19 protein-coding genes are annotated in these 20,113 nt (G+C 72.4%); 4 read left to right on the forward strand and 15 right to left on the reverse strand.

What is annotated here, in order from left to right; all coding sequences use genetic code 11:
• Positions 1-243: 243 nt before the first annotated feature.
• The 3 genes from OHA30_RS11965 to OHA30_RS11975 form a co-directional block, all read right to left on the reverse strand.
• Positions 244-720: a Pycsar system effector family protein gene (locus OHA30_RS11965; RefSeq protein WP_328913798.1), complete on the reverse strand. Its 477-nt coding sequence runs from the start codon at positions 718-720 to the stop codon at positions 244-246.
• Between the two features lie 409 nt (positions 721-1,129).
• Positions 1,130-1,828: a Crp/Fnr family transcriptional regulator gene (locus OHA30_RS11970; protein WP_328913799.1), complete on the reverse strand. Its 699-nt coding sequence runs from the start codon at positions 1,826-1,828 to the stop codon at positions 1,130-1,132.
• A 159-nt stretch (positions 1,829-1,987) separates the two neighbouring features.
• Positions 1,988-3,277, reverse strand: coding sequence for an LCP family protein (locus OHA30_RS11975; protein WP_328913800.1), 1,290 nt, complete (start codon positions 3,275-3,277; stop codon positions 1,988-1,990).
• A 106-nt stretch (positions 3,278-3,383) separates the two neighbouring features.
• Between OHA30_RS11975 and OHA30_RS11980 the strand changes: the two genes are divergently transcribed.
• Positions 3,384-4,724 carry a UDP-glucose dehydrogenase family protein gene (locus OHA30_RS11980; RefSeq protein ID WP_328913801.1) on the forward strand — a complete coding sequence of 447 codons (1,341 nt, stop codon included), beginning with the start codon at positions 3,384-3,386 and terminating at the stop codon, positions 4,722-4,724.
• Positions 4,725-4,771: 47 nt separating this feature from the next.
• Here the strand turns inward: OHA30_RS11980 and OHA30_RS11985 are convergent, their stop codons facing one another.
• Positions 4,772-5,329, reverse strand: a complete 558-nt coding sequence (locus OHA30_RS11985) for a CGNR zinc finger domain-containing protein (RefSeq protein WP_328913802.1) — start codon at positions 5,327-5,329, stop codon at positions 4,772-4,774.
• Between the two features lie 112 nt (positions 5,330-5,441).
• Here OHA30_RS11985 and OHA30_RS11990 point away from each other — a divergent pair, with 112 nt between their 5' ends.
• Positions 5,442-5,807: a VOC family protein gene (locus OHA30_RS11990; RefSeq protein ID WP_328913803.1), complete on the forward strand. Its 366-nt coding sequence runs from the start codon at positions 5,442-5,444 to the stop codon at positions 5,805-5,807.
• Positions 5,808-5,867: 60 nt separating this feature from the next.
• Here OHA30_RS11990 and OHA30_RS11995 read toward each other — a convergent pair whose 3' ends face one another.
• From OHA30_RS11995 to OHA30_RS12005, 3 genes are all read right to left on the reverse strand, one after another.
• Positions 5,868-7,082, reverse strand: a complete 1,215-nt coding sequence (locus OHA30_RS11995; protein ID WP_328913804.1) for a dipeptidase — start codon at positions 7,080-7,082, stop codon at positions 5,868-5,870.
• 75 nt (positions 7,083-7,157) lie between these two features.
• Positions 7,158-7,691 (reverse strand): 5-(carboxyamino)imidazole ribonucleotide mutase, encoded by a 534-nt coding sequence (purE, locus tag OHA30_RS12000; RefSeq protein ID WP_328913805.1) that lies wholly within the window; start codon positions 7,689-7,691, stop codon positions 7,158-7,160.
• Entirely contained in the window at positions 7,684-8,814 is a 1,131-nt protein-coding gene (locus OHA30_RS12005; protein ID WP_405786117.1) for a 5-(carboxyamino)imidazole ribonucleotide synthase, read from the reverse strand. Before OHA30_RS12005 ends, purE begins: the two co-directional genes overlap by 8 nt.
• 246 nt (positions 8,815-9,060) lie before the next feature.
• Between OHA30_RS12005 and OHA30_RS12010 the strand changes: the two genes are divergently transcribed.
• A complete protein-coding gene (locus OHA30_RS12010; RefSeq protein WP_328913807.1) occupies positions 9,061-9,600 on the forward strand; it encodes a GtrA family protein in 540 nt (179 codons plus the stop codon).
• A gap of 65 nt (positions 9,601-9,665) precedes the next feature.
• Here the strand turns inward: OHA30_RS12010 and OHA30_RS12015 are convergent, their stop codons facing one another.
• The 4 genes from OHA30_RS12015 to OHA30_RS12030 all read right to left on the reverse strand — a co-directional run bounded on the left by OHA30_RS12015 (position 9,666) and on the right by OHA30_RS12030 (position 12,765).
• Positions 9,666-10,934: an ATP-binding protein gene (locus OHA30_RS12015; protein WP_328913808.1), complete on the reverse strand. Its 1,269-nt coding sequence runs from the start codon at positions 10,932-10,934 to the stop codon at positions 9,666-9,668.
• 12 nt (positions 10,935-10,946) lie between these two features.
• Positions 10,947-11,621 carry a response regulator transcription factor gene (locus OHA30_RS12020; RefSeq protein WP_328913809.1) on the reverse strand — a complete coding sequence of 225 codons (675 nt, stop codon included), beginning with the start codon at positions 11,619-11,621 and terminating at the stop codon, positions 10,947-10,949.
• A gap of 138 nt (positions 11,622-11,759) precedes the next feature.
• Entirely contained in the window at positions 11,760-12,254 is a 495-nt protein-coding gene (locus OHA30_RS12025; protein ID WP_328913810.1) for an ATP-binding protein, read from the reverse strand.
• Positions 12,255-12,396: 142 nt separating this feature from the next.
• On the reverse strand, positions 12,397-12,765 hold the full coding sequence (locus OHA30_RS12030; protein WP_328913811.1) for an STAS domain-containing protein: 369 nt from the start codon (positions 12,763-12,765) through the stop codon (positions 12,397-12,399).
• 216 nt (positions 12,766-12,981) lie between these two features.
• Between OHA30_RS12030 and OHA30_RS12035 the strand changes: the two genes are divergently transcribed.
• The gene (locus tag OHA30_RS12035) at positions 12,982-13,833 is read left to right on the forward strand and encodes an RNA polymerase sigma factor SigF (protein WP_328913812.1); all 852 of its coding nucleotides are present in this window, start codon (positions 12,982-12,984) and stop codon (positions 13,831-13,833) included.
• Here OHA30_RS12035 and hutI read toward each other — a convergent pair.
• From hutI to hutU, 4 genes are all read right to left on the reverse strand, one after another.
• Positions 13,798-15,123: an imidazolonepropionase gene (gene hutI, locus OHA30_RS12040; protein WP_328913813.1), complete on the reverse strand. Its 1,326-nt coding sequence runs from the start codon at positions 15,121-15,123 to the stop codon at positions 13,798-13,800. The two genes, OHA30_RS12035 and hutI, sit on opposite strands and share 36 nt — an antisense overlap.
• Before the next feature lie 119 nt (positions 15,124-15,242).
• A complete protein-coding gene (locus OHA30_RS12045) occupies positions 15,243-16,640 on the reverse strand; it encodes a formimidoylglutamate deiminase (protein WP_328913814.1) in 1,398 nt (465 codons plus the stop codon).
• Positions 16,631-17,827, reverse strand: coding sequence for an allantoate amidohydrolase (locus tag OHA30_RS12050; RefSeq protein WP_328917835.1), 1,197 nt, complete (start codon positions 17,825-17,827; stop codon positions 16,631-16,633). The genes OHA30_RS12045 and OHA30_RS12050 overlap by 10 nt, the downstream gene beginning before the upstream one ends.
• A gap of 137 nt (positions 17,828-17,964) precedes the next feature.
• Entirely contained in the window at positions 17,965-19,629 is a 1,665-nt protein-coding gene (gene hutU, locus OHA30_RS12055) for a urocanate hydratase (protein WP_328913815.1), read from the reverse strand.
• Positions 19,630-20,113 lie beyond the last annotated feature (484 nt).

Genomic DNA, 20,113 nt, shown 5'->3' on the forward strand with positions numbered 1-20,113 from the left:
AGAAGCGTGGAAGGCCGTCCAGCAGGTGACGAATCGCCCCCCGTCCCCGCTGACGGCCCTCACACCTCTACAAGTCCCCGCAAGCGCTTGTCAATTGAGCGCAAACCGCACTCTAAACCTCCCCACTGGCCCAAAGTACGTCCGTGGCCGCGCGGTTCGGCTCGCGCTTATTACAGACTTGGGACGAAAGCAGGTTTGCCTACCGGCCGGCTCTCGCGGCCACCACCGGCCGGTGATTTCCGGTCACCACCGGCCGAGCGCGACGAGCGCGGCGGCCACCGCGAGACAGGCCATCGCCCCGCGCACACAGCGGTATTTCGCGTGCAGAATGACGCCGAGGTCGCACGCCTGCTCCAGCAGCCAGCGCCCGGGATCGCCGCCCGCCTCCCGTACGGCGGGGCCCAGCCGCTCCACATCGGTGCCGGCCTGGAGCACGCTCAGCGAGGCGTGCCCGGTGGAGGGACGGGTACGCGGCAGCACGCCGAGTACCAGCAGCACGATGCCCGCGCACCACGCCACCGCGCCCAGCACCACCAACGGCCCGTGCCCGACCGCCCCTTGCGGCCCCGCGGCCAGCACCGCGAGGACCGCGACGGCGCCGGACAGCAGGATCGACGCCTTGGAGTCGGCCCGGCTGATCTCCTCCCGCACCGCGCCCAGCAGCCGTTCCGCCACCAACAGCGCCCCGGCCGACGCCGCTTCGCCCGTTCCCTCGGCCATGGCTCCCCCTCTCCCCCGCGCCGTACGGTTCAGCGCGTGTTCCCCTGCCCGTCCCGATCCGCTGCCTCACGGCCCGTCACGCCGCGACGCGTCACCGCGTGCCCGGGTCCGGCGCGTCACCGTCGCCCGGCGCGCCGGCGCCGTCCTGCCCCTCGCCGGTCTCCCAGTAGCGCACCCGGCGGGCCGACTCGGGCTCGGTGGCGGCGCGGAGGCGACGCGGAGGCGACGAAGATCTCGTACATCACCTTGCGGACCAGCGGCTTCGCCAGGTGGCCGAGGCGTCCCGACCCCTTGACGTCCCCGCTGATCACCAGCCGGTGGACGGCTTGTGGACTGCTCACCCCTACCCCCCGCGTGCTGCGCCGGAGACGTCAGGATCCCGCCGGGGACCCGGGCTGTATGTAGCCGCTTACACATACGGGGAGGGCGGTTCTCCGCGTCCGGCCGCCAGCAGCCGCAGCGGCTCGGGGTCGGCGATGGTCAGCCTGCGGTGGGCGGTGCGGACGACACCCTGCTCCCGCAGCAGCCGCAGCGCCTTGGCGACGGCCTCCCGGGTCGCGCCGACCGCCGCCGCCAGGTCGTACTGCGGCAGGTCGATGACGGTCCCGCCGTCGCCGGGCCGGCCGGTGCGGTCGGCCAGCTCCACCAGACGCGCGGCCAGCCGCTGAAGAACCGTCTCCGAGGCCAGCGCCCGCCGCTCCGCGTCGGCGCCGCGCAGCCGGTTGCTGAGCTGCCGCAGCACCAGTTCACCGGCGGCCGGGTGACCGGCCAGATAGCGGCGGAAGCGGTCGCCGGTCAGCACCACCGCCCGTACCCGGTCCAGCGCGCCGACCGTCGCGCTGCGGGTGCCCCGGTCGAGCGCGGCCATCTCGCCGACGATCGCGCCCGCCCCGCGCAACGCCAGGATCAGCCGGTTGCCGCGCTCGGTCCCGGTGGTCACCGCGGCCCAGCCGTCGAGGATCGCGATCACGTACGACGTCCCGGAGCGTTCCCGCAGCAGCAGCGTTCCGGGCTCGTAGTCGCGCGGGGTGCCCAGCGCGAGCAGTTCGGCCCGTGCCTTCGCGCCCAGGGCGTCGAGGAAGGGCCGATCCTGTTCGAAGAGGCTCACCCGGAACCGTCCCGCTCCGTGCCGATGGGGAACAGCACTGTAGATCGCGGTCAAGTGCCGGTCATACACGTCAACTGACCGTCCTAAAAATGGAGTTGTCCCCTACGAGTGGGTCCGGGAAACGCCGGGCGCACCCCCCGTCCGGCGGGCGCGCGACGGTCACGACACCTTGTCGCCGAGGGTGTCCAGGGTGTGGGTGGCCACGTAGTCGGCCATGGTGTCGTTGCGTATCGCCTCCCACAGCTCGGACGTGCCGTTCTGGTCGAGCAGGACGACCGACTGCTTCTGGATGGTGTCGAATCCGGCGACGGGCGCGTTCATGAAGACCATGTCCGAGGAACGCACCCCGCGCATGTTCCACACCAGGCCGCGCAGATCGCCGTCGGAGAGCCGGTCGTCCACGCTGACGACCGAGGTGACCTGGTCCAGGGTGCGCTTGAGCTTGAGCGGATTGGTGAAGGTGCCGCCGGAGAGCATCTTGCTCAGCACGGCCCGCAGGAAGTTCTGCTGCCGGTGGGTGCGGTCGAGGTCGCCGCGCGGCAGGCCGTAGCGCTCGCGCACGTAGTCGAGCGCGTCGCTGCCGTTCATGTGATGGGGGCCGGCGGTCCAGACGCCGCCGGGGCCGTTGCGCCGCGAGACGGTCTTGTCGACCGTGATGTCCACGCCGCCGACCGCGTCGGTCAGCTTCTTGAAGCCGCTCCAGTCGATGACCGCGAGATGGTCGATCTTCACCTTGGCCAGCCGCTGCACGGTGTCGATGAGCAGCGGCGGGCCGCCCCAGGAGAAGGCGGCGTTCAGCTTGGCCTTGCCGTGGCCGGGGATGCTCACCCAGGAGTCGCGGGGCAGCGAGACGACATACGCGTTCTTGTGGTCGGCCGGGAGGTGCACCAGCATCATCGTGTCGCTGCGCTGGGCGCCCGGCTTCCACTCCGGGGCCTTGGCGTCCTTGCCGGTGGTCGGCAGGTCGGAGCGGGCGTCGACGCCGACCAGCAGGAAGGTCTGACTGCCGTCCTTGGAGGGCGGCGGCAACGCGGCCTTGGGCACGTCGGTGGGGAAGGCATGAGGGATGCGCTCGACCCGGCCGGTGTAGTGCTCGTACGCCCAGTAGGTGGTGCCCGCGATCAGGAGCGCGCCCGTGCACAGCAGGACGAGGGCGGCGTAGAGCACCCGGCGGGTACGTCGGCGGCGCCGGGCGCGGCGGTCGGGGACCGGCGGCGGTACGTCGTCGGGGTTCTCGGCGAAGTCGTTCGGGTCCTCCTTCGCCTGGGCCGCCTCGGGCCGTACGTCCCCGGGCGCTCCCGTCGCCAGCAGGTCGTCGAGGGCTCCGGGGTGCTCACGCTCCCCGCCCGCACCGCCCGTACCACCGGCGCCACCGGTACCGACCGCGCGGTCCGTACTGTCCGCGTTGTCCCCACCGCTCACGCGGTCGTTGTCACCGTCGTCGGACACGATCGCACCCCGCCCCTGAGACCAGCAGATCTATGGACGCATTGTGGACCTATGGCCACGCCCCCACCCCGGGTTTGGTTCAGCCGGTGACGACTATGCTCTGCGCATGCCTCTGAAGGTCACTGTCATCGGCACCGGCTATCTCGGCGCCACGCATGCTGCCGCGATGGCGGAACTCGGTTTCGAGGTGCTGGGACTCGATGTCGAGCCGCACAAGATCGAACTGCTCTCGCAGGGCCGGGTCCCCATGTACGAGCCGGGCCTGGAGGAACTGCTCGCCCGGCATGTGGCCGGGATCGAGGGCTCCACCGGGCGGCTGCGCTTCACCACCTCCTGGGAGGAGGTGGCGGACTTCGGCGACGTGCACTTCGTGTGCGTCAACACCCCGCAGAAGCGCGGGGAGTTCGCCTGCGACATGAGCTATGTGGAGAACGCCTTCAGCTGGCTCGCCCCGCATCTGCGGCGGCCCGCCCTGGTGGTCGGCAAGTCCACCGTGCCGGTGGGCAGCGCGGCCCGGCTCGCGGCGATGCTGAGTGAACTCGCCCCCGTCGGCGAGGGCGCCGAGCTGGCCTGGAACCCGGAGTTCCTGCGGGAGGGCTTCGCCGTGCAGGACACCCTGCACCCGGACCGGATCGTGGTCGGTGTCGCCAGTGAGCGCGCGGAGTCGGTCCTGCGGGAGGTGTACGCCGCGCCCGTCGCGGAGGGCACGCCCTTCGTGGTGACCGACTATCCGACCGCGGAACTCGTCAAGACCGCCGCGAACGCCTTCCTGGCCACCAAGATCTCCTTCATCAACGCCATGGCCGAGGTCAGCGAGGCCGCGGGCGGCGACGTCGCCAAGCTCGCCGAGGCGATCGGCTACGACGACCGGATCGGCCACAAGTTCCTGCGGGCCGGCATCGGCTTCGGCGGCGGCTGTCTGCCCAAGGACATCCGCGCGTTCATGGCCCGGGCGGGCGAACTCGGCGCCGACCAGGCGCTGACCTTCCTGCGCGAGGTCGACTCGATCAACATGCGCCGCCGCACCCACATGGTGGAGATGGCCCGCGAGGCGCTGGGCGGCGGCTTCCTCGGCCGGCGGATCGCCGTGCTCGGCGCGACCTTCAAGCCCGACTCCGACGACGTACGCGACTCCCCCGCACTGAATGTCGCGGGCCAGATCCAGCTCCAGGGCGGTCAGGTCACCGTCTACGACCCCAAGGGCATGGACAACGCCCGCGCCCTGTTCCCCACCCTGGGCTACGCCGCCACCGCGGTGGACGCGGTCCGCGGCGCCGATGTCGTCCTGCACCTCACGGAGTGGCGCGAGTTCCGCGAACTCGACCCGGCCGCGCTGGCGGAGGTCGCCGGCCGGCGCTCGCTGCTCGACGGGCGCAACGCGCTGGACCCCGAGCTGTGGCGCAAGGCCGGCTGGACGTACCGCGCGATGGGCCGCCCCACCGCCTGAGCGCTTGATCCGCTGCGGCGGCCGGGCCCCGGTCCGGCCGCCCGCCGCTACGAAACCCGGTTCTTCCGGTACGTCCGCATCTTCGCCCGGCTGCCGCAGATCGCCATCGAGCACCAGCGACTGCGGCCCGCCGGGCTGCGGTCGTAGTAGACCCACCGGCAGGTGTCGGCGGCGCACGCCTTGAGCCGCTGCCAGGTGCCGTCGGCGGTCGCGGCCGCGACGGCGGCGGCGACCCGGGCGGTGAGCGCGGGTACACCGGTCAGCCCGTCGACCGGGTGGAGGGCGGCGGCGCCCAGCGGGTCGAACGTCAGCCGCAGGGGCCCGCGGGCGAGCAGCCGGTCCAGCGTCTCCAGGGTCTCCGCGGGCAGGTCCGCGCCCGCGTGCGCCGAGCACACGTCCCGCAGCGCCTCCCGCAGGGCGAGCGCGTCGGCGAGCCCGTCCGCGCCGAGATCCGGGCTGTCGACACCGCGGGCCCGCAGCCATGCCGTGAGGGCGTCCGGCGTGGCCAGTTCATCGGGACCGCTCTCCAGGTCCACGGTGTTGACCAGATCCTGCACCAGCCGCAGCGGCTCGGGGGCGGGATCGCGTACTCCGGGCTGTTCCACGCTTGCCACGTTACCGCCGCACCGCCATCATGGAGTAACGGTTACCGCCAAGTGCCCCTATAGAGGTAACGCGGTACGCCCGGAGCAACGCCCTTCTCGGAGAGGAATCGTCATGATCGGCACCCTCGGCGCGGTCGTCCTGGACTGTCCCGACCCCAAGGCCCTCGGCGCCTTCTACGCCGAAGTGCTCGGCGGCACCCTGGACGCGGAGGACGAGACCTGGGTCGACCTCAAGCGTGAGGGGCAGCAACTGCTCTCCTTCCAGCAGGCACCCGGCCACCGCCCGCCGGTCTGGCCCGACCCGGAACGCCCCCAGCAGTTCCACCTCGACATCGAGGTGCCCCGCGAGCAGTGGGACGCCGCCGAGGCCCGGGTGCTCGCCCTCGGCGCGACCCTGCTGGAGTCCGACGACGGCGCCCGCAACTGGCGGGTCTACGCGGACCCCGCGGGCCATCCCTTCTGCCTCTGCGCCTGCTGACCGCCGCCGTCCGCGCGCCCGGCGGTACGGCGGCCGGCAGTACGGCGGCCGCCGGCTTCGTCAGCTGTCGAGCGCGCCGCGGGTGGCCACCGAAGGGCCGCGCCCGGCGCGCAGGGCGGCCGCGGCGGACTCGGCGTCGCGCAGCACCCGGACCGCGTTCTGCCAGGTGAGCTTGGCGAGATCCAGCTCGGACCAGCCGCGGCGCAGGAGTTCGGCGACCAGGTTGGGGTAGCCGGAGACGTCCGTGAGGCCGTCCGGGGTGAAGGCCGTGCCGTCGAAGTCGCCGCCGATGCCGATGTGGTCGATGCCGGCCAGCGCCCGCATGTGGTCGAGGTGGTCGGCGACCGTCGAGACCGTGGCCCTCGGACGCGCGTGCGCGGCCTCGAAGGCGCGCTGGACGGTCATCCCGGCGGGGGTCGTGTCGAGCGGGTGCAGTCCGTGGGCGCGCATGTTCTCGTCGGCCGAGACGGTCCACTCGATGGCGGCCGGGAGGATGAACTTGGGGACGAAGGTGGCCATGGCGACGCCGCCGTTGGCCGGCAGCGCGGCGAGCACGTCGTCGGGGATGTTGCGCACGTGGTCGCAGACCGCCCGGGCCGAGGAGTGCGAGAAGAGCACCGGCGCCTCGGCGACCCGCAGCGCGGCCCGCATGGTGTCGGCCGAGACATGCGAGAGGTCGACCAGCATGCCCAGCCGGTTCATCTCGCGCACGACCTCCTCGCCGAAGGCGGTCAGGCCCCCGGCGGCGGGCTCGTCGGTCGCGGAGTCGGCCCACGGCGTGTTGTCGTTGTGGGTCAGCGTCATGTAGCGGACGCCCAGGGCGTACAGCGAGCGCAGGACCGCGAGCGAGCAGTCGATGGAGTGGCCGCCCTCGGCGCCCATCAGGGACGCGATCCGGCCCGACGCCCGCGCGGCCTCCATGTCGTCGGCGGTGAGCGCGAGGGCGAGGTCGCCGGCGTACCGCTCGGTCATCCGCCGTACGACGTCGATCTGTTCGAGGGTCGCGGTGACCGCCGCTCCCCCGGTCAGCGAGCTGGGCACGTACACCGACCAGAACTGCGCGCCGACCCCGCCCGCCCGCAGCCGCGGGAGGTCGGTGTGGGTCAGCGCGCTCTGGTCGGCCGCGATGTCGAGCCGGTCGAGGTCGTAGTCGACCTGCTCGCGCAGCGCCCACGGCAGATCGTTGTGACCGTCCACGACGGGGTGGGCGGCGAGCAGCTCACGGGCGCGGCCGAGCAGGTCCGCGGGCGGTTCGGTGCTGAGGCTGGAGGACATGGACGACATGGAGGAGGGTTCGCCTTCCGTGCGGGGTGCCGCGGCCGGCGCCGGACGCCGGTCGGGCGTCCCGCACTAGAAGCCGAAGCCGGCCGTCCCCTTCACCTTCGCACGCAGCCGTTTGCCCTTCTCGGTCGCCTGCTCGTTCAGCGACGCCTGGAACTCCCGCATCCGGCCGCGCAGCTCGGGGTCGTGCGCGGCCAGGACGCGTACGGCCAGCAGGCCCGCGTTGCGCGCGCCGGCCACCGAGACCGTGGCGACCGGCACCCCGGCGGGCATCTGGACGATGGACAGCAGCGAGTCCATGCCGTCGAGGTACTTCAGCGGCACCGGCACGCCGATGACCGGCAGCGGGGTGACCGAGGCGAGCATGCCGGGCAGATGGGCGGCGCCGCCGGCGCCCGCGATGATCGCCTGGAGACCCCGCTCGTCGGCCTGCTCGCCGTAGGCGATCATCTCGCGCGGCATGCGGTGGGCAGAGAGCACGTCCACCTCGTAGGGCACCTCGAACTCGTCCAGGGCCTGGGCGGCGGCCTCCATGACGGGCCAGTCCGAGTCGGAGCCCATCACGATGCCGACCAGCGGCGCCGCGGCCGTGGAGCTACTCATCGATCGTTCCTCGCAGGTAGTCGGCCGCGTGGCGGGCGCGCTCGCGCACGTCCGCCAGGTCGTCGCCGTAGGTGTTGACATGGCCGACCTTGCGGCCGGGCTTCACGTCCTTGCCGTACATATGGATCTTCAGACCGGGGTCGCGGGCCATGCAGTGCAGATAGGCCGCGTACATGTCGGGGTAGTCGCCGCCGAGGACATTGGCCATCACCGTCCAGCGGGCGCGCGGGCGCGGGTCGCCGAGCGGGAGGTCGAGCACGGCCCGCAGATGATTGGCGAACTGCGAGGTGACGGCGCCGTCCATGGTCCAGTGGCCGCTGTTGTGCGGGCGCATCGCCAGCTCGTTGACGAGGATGCCGGGGGTGCCGTCCTCCTGGCGGGTCTCGAACAGCTCCACCGCGAGGTGCCCGACGACGCCCAGTTCGCGGGCGATGGTCAGGGCCAGTTGCTGGGCCTGGGCGGACAGCTCGTCCGGCAGCCCGGGCGCGGGCGCGATCACGGTGTCGCACACGCCGTCCACCTGCACGGACTCCACGACCGGATACGACACGGCCTGTCCGTGCGGCGAGCGGACCACGTTCGCGGCCAGCTCGCGCACGAAGTCGACCTTCTCCTCGGCGAGCACCGGCACCCCGGCCCGGAAGGGCTCGGCCGCGTCCGCCTCGGACCGGACGATCCACACGCCCTTGCCGTCGTAGCCGCCGCGCACGGTCTTCAGGACGACCGGGAAGCCGCCCAGCTCCGCGGCGAAGCGCGTCACGTCGGCGGGGTCGGCGACGATCCGGTTGCGCGGGCAGGGTGCCCCGATCTCGGCCAGCCTGGCCCGCATGACCCCCTTGTCCTGCGCGTGCACGAGCGCGTCGGGGCCGGGACGTACGGCGATGCCGTCGGCCTCCAGCGCCCGCAGATGGCCGGTCGGCACGTGCTCGTGGTCGAAGGTGATCACATCGCAGCCCGCGGCGAAGGCCCGCAGGGTGTCGAGGTCGCGGTAGTCACCGACGGTGACATCGGAGACCACCTGGGCGGCGGAGTCCTGCGGGGTGTCGCTCAGAAGCCTGAACCGGACGCCGAGCGGGATGCCCGCTTCGTGGGTCATGCGGGCGAGCTGGCCGCCGCCGACCATGCCGACTACGGGGAATGTCACGTTTCTTTCCTGCCGGAGGTGCGCGGTGGCTGTACGGGGCCGGGCCCCGGAAGATGGCACTACCAGGGTATCCGCCGTACGACCGCACGAATAACGGCCTTGGCCCGGCGTATTTTCGCACGGCGCGGTTAGCATGATGTGGATACGCCCACTGATGACACCCGGACCCCACCAGACACCGGGAACCCGACCCCCGACCCCCCACAGACAGGGCCGAGCGATCACATGAGCGGACTGCGCACGCTGCGTTCCAGGCTGGCCCTGCTGTACCGCGAGATCGCCAAGTTCGGCGCGGTGGGCGGTGCGGGCGTCCTGGTCAACATCGGGGTGTTCAACCTGGTCCGGCACAACACCGGGCTGCAGACCGTACGCGCCAGCATCGTGGCCACGATGGTGTCCATCGCCTTCAACTACGTCGGATTCCGGTACTTCACCTACCGTGACCGCGACCGTGCGGGCCGCACCAAGGAACTGAGCCTGTTCCTGTTCTTCAGCGCCATCGGCCTGGTGATCGAGAACGGTGTGCTCTACACGGCGACGTACGGATTCGGCTGGGACAGCCAGTTGCAGAGCAACGTCTTCAAGTTCCTCGGCATCGGGGTGGCCACGCTCTTCCGCTTCTGGTCCTACCGCACCTGGGTCTTCCGCTCGCTTCCCGCCCGGGAGGCCGTAGAACAAGCGGAGTCCTTCCTGACCGGGGAGAAGGGCGGCGAGGCCGTGAACGTCGGCAAGCAGAAGAAGAGGTCGGCCGACCGGATCGGCTGACCGGGTCTTTCACCCGCACGGCCTACCCGGACCGTACGGCCCACCCGGACCGTACGACCGCCCGCTCAGCCGATGACCTTCTCCTGCGGCGGCTGCGGCGGGATCTCCTGGGCCAGGAAGAGCGCGAAGACCGGCGGCCGCTGCTGGAGCAGTTCCAGCCGCCCGCCGTCCGCCTCGGCGAGGTCCCGGGCCACCGCGAGCCCGAGCCCGGTGGAGTTGCGGCCGCTGACCGTACGCTCGAAGACCCGCGCGCCGAGGTCGGGCGGCACTCCGGGGCCCTCGTCGGTCACCTCGACCACCGCCTGGTTGCCGGTGACCCGGGTGTGCAGGGTGACCGTGCCCGCGCCGTGCATCAGCGAGTTCTCGATCAAGGTGGCCAGCACCTGGGCCACCGCGCCCGGGGTGCCGACCGCCCGCAGCGACCGGGTGCCGGACAGCGCGATGGACCGGCCCTCGCTCCGGTAGGCCGGCCGCCACTCCTCCACCTGCTGTCTGATCACGTCGTCGAGCCGGAAGTCGACCGCAGAGCCGGTCCGCGGGTCGCGCGCGTTGGTCAGCAGCCGCTGGACGACGGCGGTGAGCCGTTCCACCTGGCTGAGCGCGATGGTCGCCTCCTCCTTGACCGCCTCCTGGTCGTCGGCGGTGGCCACGATCTCCTCAAGGCGCATCGACAGCGCGGTCAGCGGGGTCCGCAGCTGGTGCGAGGCGTCGGCGGCCAGCCGCCGCTCGGCGGTCAGCATCCGGCCGATCCGCTCGGCGCTGGCGTCCAGCACGTCCGCGATCCGGTCGAGTTCGGGCACGCCGTAGCGGCGGTGCCGGGGCCGCGGATCGCCGGAGCCGAGGCGTTCCGCGGTCTCGGCGAGGTCGGTGAGCGGGCTGGCCAGCCGCCGGGCCTGGCGGACCGCGAGCCCCACCGCGGCCAGCACGGCCAGCAGCGCCACCGCGAGGATCACCAGCAGGGTGCGGCCGATCTCCTGGCTGACGGTGGAGCGGGACTCCTCGACGGTGACCGACTCGCCGTGCTCGCCGTCCTGGGTGGAGGTGATCACCTTGCCGGTCGGCCGCCTGCCCAGATGGACCTCGGGGTGGCCGGGGACCCGGACCAGGGCGTAGCGGTTGTCGGCGACCTGGCGGTCAAGGCCCTTGGCGTCGATGCTCTCACCGGCCAGGATGCGGTTCTCCACGATCCCGACCAGCCGTACGGCCTCGGACTCGACGCCCTCGCTCGCGGTGCTCTCGATGCTCCTGGTCTCCACGAACACCAGGGACAGCCCGAAGACGGCGATGACGACGAGCACCACGGCCAGCGTGGACTGGATCAGACGGCGACGCACGGGCGGCGGGCGTCAGTTCTTCTCGAACCGGAAACCGACGCCCCGGACGGTGGAGATGAAACGGGGGTTGGCGGCGTCGTCGCCGAGCTTCTTGCGCAGCCAGGAGATGTGCATGTCGAGGGTCTTGGTGGACGACCACCAGGTGGTGTCCCAGACCTCGCGCATCAGCTGTTCCCTCGTCACCACCCGGCCGGCGTCCCGGACCAGCACCCGCAGCAGGTCGAACTCCTTCGCGGTGAGCTGGAGTTCGTCGTCGCCCATCCAGGCCCGGTGCGACTCGACGTCGATCCGCACGCCGTGGGTGGAGGGCTGGGCCGGCTCGGTGGTGCCGCGGCGCAGCAGCGCGCGGACCCGGGCGAGCAGTTCGGCGAGACGGAAGGGCTTGGTGACGTAGTCGTCGGCGCCGGCGTCGAGGCCGACCACCGTGTCGACCTCGTCGGCGCGGGCGGTCAGCACCAGGACGGGGAAGGTGTGCCCCTCGGTACGGATCCGGCGGCACACGTCGAGGCCGTCCATCCCGGGCAGGCCCAGATCGAGCACCACCAGATCGACAGCTCCCAGCAGCGCGGTCTCCAGCGCGGCGGGTCCGTCCTCGCGCACCTCGACCTCGTAGCCCTCGCGGCGCAGTGCGCGCGCCAGCGGCTCCGAGATGGATGCGTCGTCCTCGGCGAGAAGTACGCGGGTCATGGGCTTGATGGTAGTCCGCACGGGACACCTGCGGCCCGGTGGTACGCACAGGCCCGTTCGGCGCCGTTGGGAGGGTTGTCCCGACTGGTGGTGATAGGCCCGGGTGTGCGACAGCTCACACCGGGCTCCCGGGTCCGGCTAGGACGGCGCCGCCAGTTCGGCCCACACGGTCTTGCCCGGCCGGTCGCCGCGGTGGATCACACCCCAGTCAAGACAGAGCCGCTGCACTATGAACATGCCGTGCCCGCCGGGGCGGCCCGCCCGGTGCGGGGTGCGGGGCGCGGGCTCACCGGCGCCGCCGTCCACGACCTCCATGCGCAGCGCCTTGTTGCTGCGCCACAGCCGCAACTCCTCGGGGCCGCCCGCGTGAAGACACGCGTTGGTCACCAACTCGGAGACCACCAGCAGCACATCCTCGGCGGCGGCCCTGCGGTCGGCGGTGGAGGCGGGCAGCCAGCCCCAGTCGCGCAGGGCCTGCCTGGTGAAGTCGCGGGCCCGGGGCACGATTCCGCTCTCGTCGGTGAGCACCAGCCGCCGCACCGGCTCCGCGAGCGCTTCCACGCCGGGCTCGCCGTCGGAATCGCCCGTGTCCGGGCCACGGTCATCCGCGGCGTAGGGCCGGGTGGTGCTCATCAAGGCCTCACCTCACGGATGTCCGACTGGGGTCCGACTGTCTTCTGCCCGGTCGCTCCCCGGGAACACGTCCGGAGCGTCACGAAAGCTCGCGCGTCCGGGATCACACCTCTCATGCCTCTTGCCCCCCGTTCGCATCGGGCTACTCCTGGAGTGCCTGGTCAAGGGTGTCATGAACGGTGAAGACCGCTTCGGCACCGGTGATCTCGAAGACCCGGGCGACGGTCGGCCGCATGGCGGCCAGGTGCACCGCGCCGCCGAGATCCTCGACCCTCAGCCGGACGCCGAGCAACACGTTCAGCCCAGTGGAGTCGCAGAATTCCAGATCCGAGCAGTCGATCACCAGCCGGACGGTGCCCGCGTCCACGGCCGCGCCCAGCGGTTCGGCGAGTACGTCCGCCGTGTGGTGGTCGAGCTCTCCCGCGGGGGCGAAGACCGCGGTGTGGCCGTACCGGCTGATCGCGACCCGCAGACGGCCCAGACCGGCCGTCCCCACCGCTTCCTGGTCCATCCGCGCTCCTTCTGCATCCCTGGTGACACGACACGTCACGCACCGCCAATGATGCGGTACCGACCCTACGCGTTCGGCGGATCCCGCGGAAGTCGACGACTCGCCGCGGGGAACCTGTGTGGACTTTACCCGCGCGCTTGCGCCAGTGGCCGAAAAGGGGGTAGGGGTGGAGATACGGCAGAGGCACAGCCAACAGCCGCGAGAGAGGGAGAGCACATGACACCCCGGCTCGGCCTGGAAGATGCGCAGGAACAGCTTGAGGGTCTTGAGGGACTCCCGAAGATTCCCCCCTACGAGGAAATCGGACCGGTCGACGCGCGCGCCCTGTCCAAGACACTTTTCGCCCGCCTCCAGTCCCTGGAGGAGGGCACCCGCGAGTATTCGTACGTCCGCAACACCCTGGTCGAGCTGAATCTGGCCCTGGTGAAGTTCGCCGCCTCCCGGTTCCGCTCCCGCAGCGAGCCGATGGAGGACATCATCCAGGTCGGCACGATCGGCCTGATCAAGGCGATCGACCGGTTCGAGCTGGCCCGCGGGGTCGAGTTCCCGACCTTCGCGATGCCGACGATCGTCGGTGAGATCAAGCGGTTCTTCCGCGACACCAGCTGGTCCGTACGGGTCCCGCGGCGGCTCCAGGAGCTGCGGCTCGACCTCGCCAAGGCCGGTGACGAGCTGGCCCAGCAACTGGACCGCTCGCCCACCGTCTGCGAGCTGGCCGACCGGCTCGACCTGCCCGAGCACGAGATCATCGAGGGCATGGCGGCCAGCAACGCGTACACCGCCAGCTCGCTGGACGCCCAGCCCGCCGAGGACGACCCGGAGGGCGCGCTCGCCGACCGGATCGGCTACGAGGACCACGAGCTGGAGGGCGTCGAGTACGTCGAGTCGCTGAAGCCGCTGATCGCGGGGCTGCCGCCGCGCGACCGGACGATTCTGTCGCTGCGCTTCGTCGGCAACCTCACCCAGTCCGAGATCGGCGAGGAGCTGGGCATCTCCCAGATGCACGTCTCGCGGCTGCTCAGTCGCACCCTGTCACGGCTGCGCCGCGGGCTGATGGCCGAGGAATAGCCCGCCGCCCGCCCCCGGGTCACCCGATCGGCCCATGCGCGGCCCCGCACCGCGGGTCCCCCACCCGATCGGCACCCGTACCCCGCGCCGCCACACCCCCGCCGTCAGGGGCACCCCCGGGCGGTAGGCGAGGTGGACATGGCTGGGGGCGTCGAGAAGCAGCAGATCGGCGCGCGCGCCCACGGTGACCGTACCGATGTCGTTACGGCGCAGGGCGCGCGCGCCGCCGTGCGTGGCCGCGCGGACCGCCTCGTCCGGGGTCATGCCCATCTCCCGGACGGCGACCGCGACGCAGAACGGCATCGAGGTGGTGAAGGACGACCCCGGGTTGCAGTCGGTGGACAGGGCCACGGTGACGCCCGCGTCGAGCAGCCGGCGGGCGTCGGGGTAGGCGGCGCGGGTGGAGAACTCGGCGCCGGGCAGCAGGGTGGCGACGGTCCCGGGGCCGTCCGCGCCGCCGCTGCTCGCGAGGGCGTCGACATCGGCGTCCGTGAGGTGGGTGCAGTGGTCGGCCGAGGCGGCGCCCAGCTCGACGGCGATCCGCACCCCGGGGCCGGGACCGAGCTGGTTGGCGTGGACCCGGGGGGTCAGCCCCCGGGCGAGCCCGGCCGCGAGAATCGTCCTGGCCTGGTCGCCGTCGAAGGCCCCCTGCTCGCAGAAGACGTCGATCCAGCGGGCGTGCGGGGCGCAGGCGTCCAGCATCGCGCCGGTCACCAGGTCCACGTATCCGGCCGGGTCGCCCTCGTACTCCGGCGGCACCACATGGGCGCCGAGATAGGTGACCTCGTCGGTGTGCCGGGCCGCGATGCGCAGCGCGCGGGCCTCGTCGTGGGTGGTCAGGCCGTAGCCGGACTTGATCTCCAGGGTGGTGGTGCCCTGCCGCAGCGCCTCTGCCAGATGGCGGGCGACGGTGGCGGACAGCTCGTCGTCGGAGGCGGCCCGGGTCGCGGCCACGGTGGTGCGGATGCCGCCGGCGGTGTAGGGCCGGCCGGACATCCGGGCGGCGAACTCGTCGGTGCGGTCGCCCGCGAAGACCAGATGGGAGTGGGAGTCCACGAAGCCGGGCAGCAGGGCACGGCCGCCGGCGTCGAACCGGTGGTCGGCGGGCGGTGCCTGAGCGGCGGCGCCGACCCAGGCCACGCGGTCGCCCTCGATGACGACCGCCGCGTCGTGGACGACCCCGAGCAGGTCGTCGGGGCCGGTCCGGTCGGGGTCGTTGGTGACCAGGGCGCCGATGCCGGTGATCACTGTGCTGGGGCCGCCCGCCGTGCCGGGGGTGCTGTCCGTCATGGGGTTCTCCAAAGGTCGGATTTCCGGGGCGGCGCCCGCCGTGGTGGGCGGGGCCGCCCCGAGGTGGCCCGCGACTCCGCCCGCCGATCGGGAACGGGTGCGGACCGGGAGCCCGGGGGTCATCCGCCGCTCGTGGCGGCGGTGATCTCCCGGGCCAGCGCTGTGGGTACGTCCTCGACGAGCAGATGCCGCCCGTCCCGTACGATCTGCCGGCCCGCCACGACCGTGTGCCGGACGTCCGCCGAGGTCGCCGCGAAGATCGCGGTCTCGGCGCCGTGTTCGGGCCTGGGTCCGGCCGTGCGCACCGAGTCCAGCGCGACCGTGGTGAAGTCGGCGAGCGCGCCGACCGCCAGCCGGCCCGCGTCGGGCCAGCCCAGGCAGGCGTGGCCGTCCTCGGTGGCCGCGCGCAGCAGTTGCGCGGCCGTCCAGTGGCCGCGGGTCCGGGTGCGCAGCCGCTCGTCCAGCTCCATCGCGCGCGCCTCCTCGAACAGGTCGATGACCGCGTGGCTGTCGCTGCCCAGGCTCAACGGGCTTCCCGCACGGCTGAGTTGGGGCGCCGGGCCGATGCCGTCGGCGAGGTCCCGTTCGGTGGTGGGGCACATGCAGACCGTGGTGCGCGCGGCGCCCAGCAGCGCGATGTCCTCGCCGGTGAGGTGGGTGGCGTGCACGGCGGTGGTGTGCGGGCCCCAGAAACCGCTGTCCGCGAGCAACTGGGCGGGGGTGCGGCCGTGGACGGCGAGACACGCCTCGTTCTCCGCCGGCTGCTCGGACAGATGCACATGGGTGGGGACACCGCGGGTCCGCTCGGCGAAGGTCCGGTAGCCGTCTTCTTCGGCGAAGGCCCGTACCGAGTGCAGCGCCGCGCCGATCCTGACCCGGTCACCGCCCTTGAGCCGGCTCCAGCGGTCGTACCAGCGGTCGGCCGTGCCGTCGCCGAACCGTGCCTGCGGGCCCTCTGGCGGCCGGTAGCCGCCGCGGTCGAGACCGCCGCGCAGATACGCCGTGTCGAGCAGCGTGATCCGCAGGCCCGCCTCGGACGCGGCGGCGATCAGCGCCTCGCCCATGGCGTTGGGGTCGGCGTACGGCGTGCCGTCCGGCTGGTGGTGCAGATAGTGGAACTCGCCCACGCAGGTGATCCCGGCGAGCGCCATCTCGGCGTAGACGGCCCGGGCCAGGGCGAAGTAGCCGTCGGGGGTGAGGTGCCGGGCCACCGCGTACATGACCTCGCGCCAGGCCCAGAACGAACTGGGCGCTCCCTGGCCGCCGCCTGTGCCCTCCCCCGCCCGTCCGCTCCCGCCGCCGGCCTGGGCGGTGCCGCGCAGGGCCCGGTGGAAGGCGTGGCTGTGGGCGTTGGCCAGGCCCGGCAGGGTCAGTCCGCGCAGCACGACGGCCCCTTGCGGCGGGCCGCCGGTCCCGGTGTCGATCCCGGTGATCCGGCCGTCGGCCGCGGTCAGGACGGCCTCCGACGCGACCCGGCCGCCCAGCCAGGCGTGCTCCAGCCAGTACGTCACGCGCACGCGAGGTCCTCCAGCACGTCGGCGAGCGCCGTCACGCCCGCGGCGCAGTCGTCCTCGGCCGCGGACTCCGCGGGGGAGTGCGAGACGCCGGTGGGGTTGCGTACGAAGAGCATCGCGGTCGGCACGGCCGCGGACAGGATTCCGGCGTCGTGGCCGGCCCCGGTCGGCAGGACGGGCAGCGGGGCGCCGTCACCGGCCAGGGCGGCGAGCCGGTCGCGCAGGTCGTGCGCGAACTCCACCACGGGGGTGAACGACTCCGGGACGACCTCCACGCGCACGCCGTCGCGGTCGCCGCGCTCCTTGGCGGCCTGCTCGATCGCGGCGACGACCTCGGCGAGGGTCGCCTCGTCGGCCGCGCGCGAGTCGAGCCAGCCGCGGACCAGGTGGGCGATGGCGTTGACCCCGTTGGGCTCCACGGCGACCTTGCCGAAGGTGGCCAGCGCCCCGGCCAGCCGGGCCTTCTTGCGGGCGGCGAGCACGGTGTTGGCGTAGGTCAGCATCGGATCGTGCCGGTCCTCCAGGCGGGTGGTGCCCGCGTGGTTGGCCTCGCCGCGGAAGTCGAACCGCCAGCGGCCGTGCGGCCAGATCGAGGACGCGACGCCCACCGCCCGGTCCTGGAGGTCCAGGGCGCGGCCCTGTTCGACGTGGAGTTCCACGAAGGCGGAGATCCGGGCGAGCCGTTCGGGGTCGGGGCCGATGGCCTCCGGGTCGTGGCCGGCGGTCTCCATGGCCTCGGCCAGGGTGACCCCGTCGGCGCCGCGCAGCTCCCGTGCCCGCGCCGGGTCGAGCTGACCGGCGGTCAGCCGGGACCCGACGCAGGCCAGGCCGAACCGGGCCCCCTCCTCGTCGCCGAAGTTGACGACGGCCAGCGGGCGGCGCGGCCGGGCGCCGCGGGCGCGCAGTTCGTCCAGGGCGGCGAAGGCGGAGACGACGCCGAGCGGACCGTCGAAGGCGCCGCCGTCGGGGACGGAGTCCAGGTGGGAGCCGGTGACGACGGCGTCGCCCTGCCCGGGGTCACCGAGCCAGGCCCACTGGTTGCCGTTGCGGTCGGTCTCGTAGCTCAGGCCGCGGACCGATGCCTGGTCGCGGAACCAGGCCCGGCAGTCGCGGTCCTGCGCGGTCCAGGCGTAGCGGCGGTAGCCGCCGCTGCCGGGGTGGCGGCCGATCGCGGCCAGGTCCCGCCACATCTCGTGGAAGGAGGTGGCCGCGCCGGAGGAGGGGGCGGGATCGGCCTTCGCGGAGCCGGAACCGGAAGAGGGGTCAGGGGTACCGGAGAGAGAAGGTGAAGGGGTGGGATCCCCCTCGGACGCGGGTACGGGCTCGCTCACAGGGCGGTGCCTTCGCGCATGGGAACCCGTACGCCGCGTTCGCCCGCGACCTCGTCGGCCCGCTCGTACCCGGCGTCGACGTGCCGGATCACGCCCATCCCGGGGTCGTTGGTCAGGACCCGGCGGATCTTCTCGCCCGCCAGCGCCGTACCGTCCGCGACCGTCACCTGGCCGGCGTGGATCGAACGGCCCATGCCCACCCCGCCGCCGTGGTGGATGGACACCCACGACGCGCCGGAGGCCACATTGACCATCGCGTTCAGCAGCGGCCAGTCCGCGATCGCGTCGGACCCGTCGAGCATCGCCTCGGTCTCCCGGTAGGGCGACGCGACGGAGCCGCAGTCCAGGTGGTCGCGGCCGATGACGATCGGCGCCTTGAGGGTGCCGTCGGCGACCATCTCGTTGAAGCGCTCGCCCGCCCGGTCCCGCTCGCCGTAGCCGAGCCAGCAGATACGGGCCGGCAGGCCCTGGAAGTGGACGCGTTCGCCGGCCAGCTTGATCCAGCGGGCCAGCGACTCGTTCTCCGGGAAGAGGTCGAGGATCGCCCGGTCGGTGGCCGCGATGTCCGCGGGGTCGCCGGAGAGCGCGGCCCAGCGGAAGGGGCCGCGGCCCTCGCAGAACAGCGGGCGGATGTACGCGGGGACGAACCCGGGGAAGTCGAAGGCCCGGGCGTAACCGGCGAGTCGGGCCTCGCCGCGGATCGAGTTGCCGTAGTCGAAGACCTCGGCGCCGGCGTCCTGGAAGCCGACCATCGCCTCGACGTGCCGGGCCATGGACTCACGGGCCCGCTCGGTGAACTCGGCGGGCTGCTCGGCCGCGTAGTCGGCCATGTCCGCGAAGTCGACACCGGTCGGCAGATACGCCAGCGGGTCGTGCGCGGAGGTCTGGTCGGTGACGATGTCGATCGGGGCCTGGCGGGCGAGCAGTTGGGGAACGGCCTCGGCCGCGTTGCCCAGCACGCCGATGGACAGCGGGCGGCGGGCGTCACGGGCCTCGGTGGCCAGCCGCAGCGCGTGGTCGAGGGAGTCGGCCCGCACATCGAGATAGCGGTGCTCGATCCTCCGGTCGATGGCACGCGGGTCGCAGTCGACGCAGATGACGACGCCGCCGTTCATGGTGACGGCCAGCGGCTGCGCGCCGCCCATCCCGCCGAGCCCGGCGGTGAGCGTGATGGTGCCCGCGAGGGTCCCGCCGAAGCGCTTCTCGGCGACGGCGGCGAAGGTCTCGTAGGTGCCCTGGAGGATGCCCTGCGTGCCGATGTAGATCCATGAACCGGCGGTCATCTGCCCGTACATGGTCAGGCCGAGGGCTTCCAGACGGCGGAATTCCTCCCAGTTGGCCCAGTCGCCGACCAGGTTGGAGTTGGCGATCAGCACCCGGGGGGCCCACTCGTGTGTCTGCATGACGCCGACCGGCCGGCCGGACTGGACGAGCATCGTCTCGTCCTGCTTGAGGCCGCGCAGGGTACGGATCATGGCGTCGAAGGACTTCCAGTCACGGGCCGCCTTGCCGGTGCCGCCGTAGACCACGAGCTTGTCGGGGTGTTCGGCCACCTCCGGGTCGAGGTTGTTCTGGAGCATGCGCAGCGCTGCTTCCTGCTGCCATCCCTGAGCGCTCAGTTCCGTGCCGCGTGGTGCGCGTACGGGCCTCGATCCGGTCATCGGTGGGGTTCTCCTCGCCGTGGTGTGATCTATTCACATCCTGACTACGTGAATATCTCTAGTCAAGAGGACTCCCGGACAAGAGAGCCGCAGGCCGGCGACCGCGCTGGTGCCGCTGATCGGACTGCGCCGGAGAACCAGTGGACGGACGAATGGGCCACCGGAGCGGGCGAATGACCCGTGGGGATGAACGCGCACTCATGGGAGTGGACGAACCTGTGGGAGTAAACGAACTACCCGTCAAACGTGTGGCGTATGGTGGTTCCGATACTGGTGTGTTCGGCACTGCGGAACCGGACACCGGGATCGGAGGCGTGCGCGAACTTCGGCCAGGGGTCGCACAAGGGGGATATCAGGCCATCCCGACGACCGCGCCGGGCCGGAGTCGATGGTCTTGCCACCGGTCTCATCTCGGCTGCGCGCAACTCCAGTTGTCGTGTCCACACGCCCACGACCACAGCGTTCACCCCCGCGCGAAGCGGGG

The organism is Streptomyces sp. NBC_00223, assembly GCF_036199905.1.
GTDB lineage: Bacteria > Actinomycetota > Actinomycetes > Streptomycetales > Streptomycetaceae > Actinacidiphila.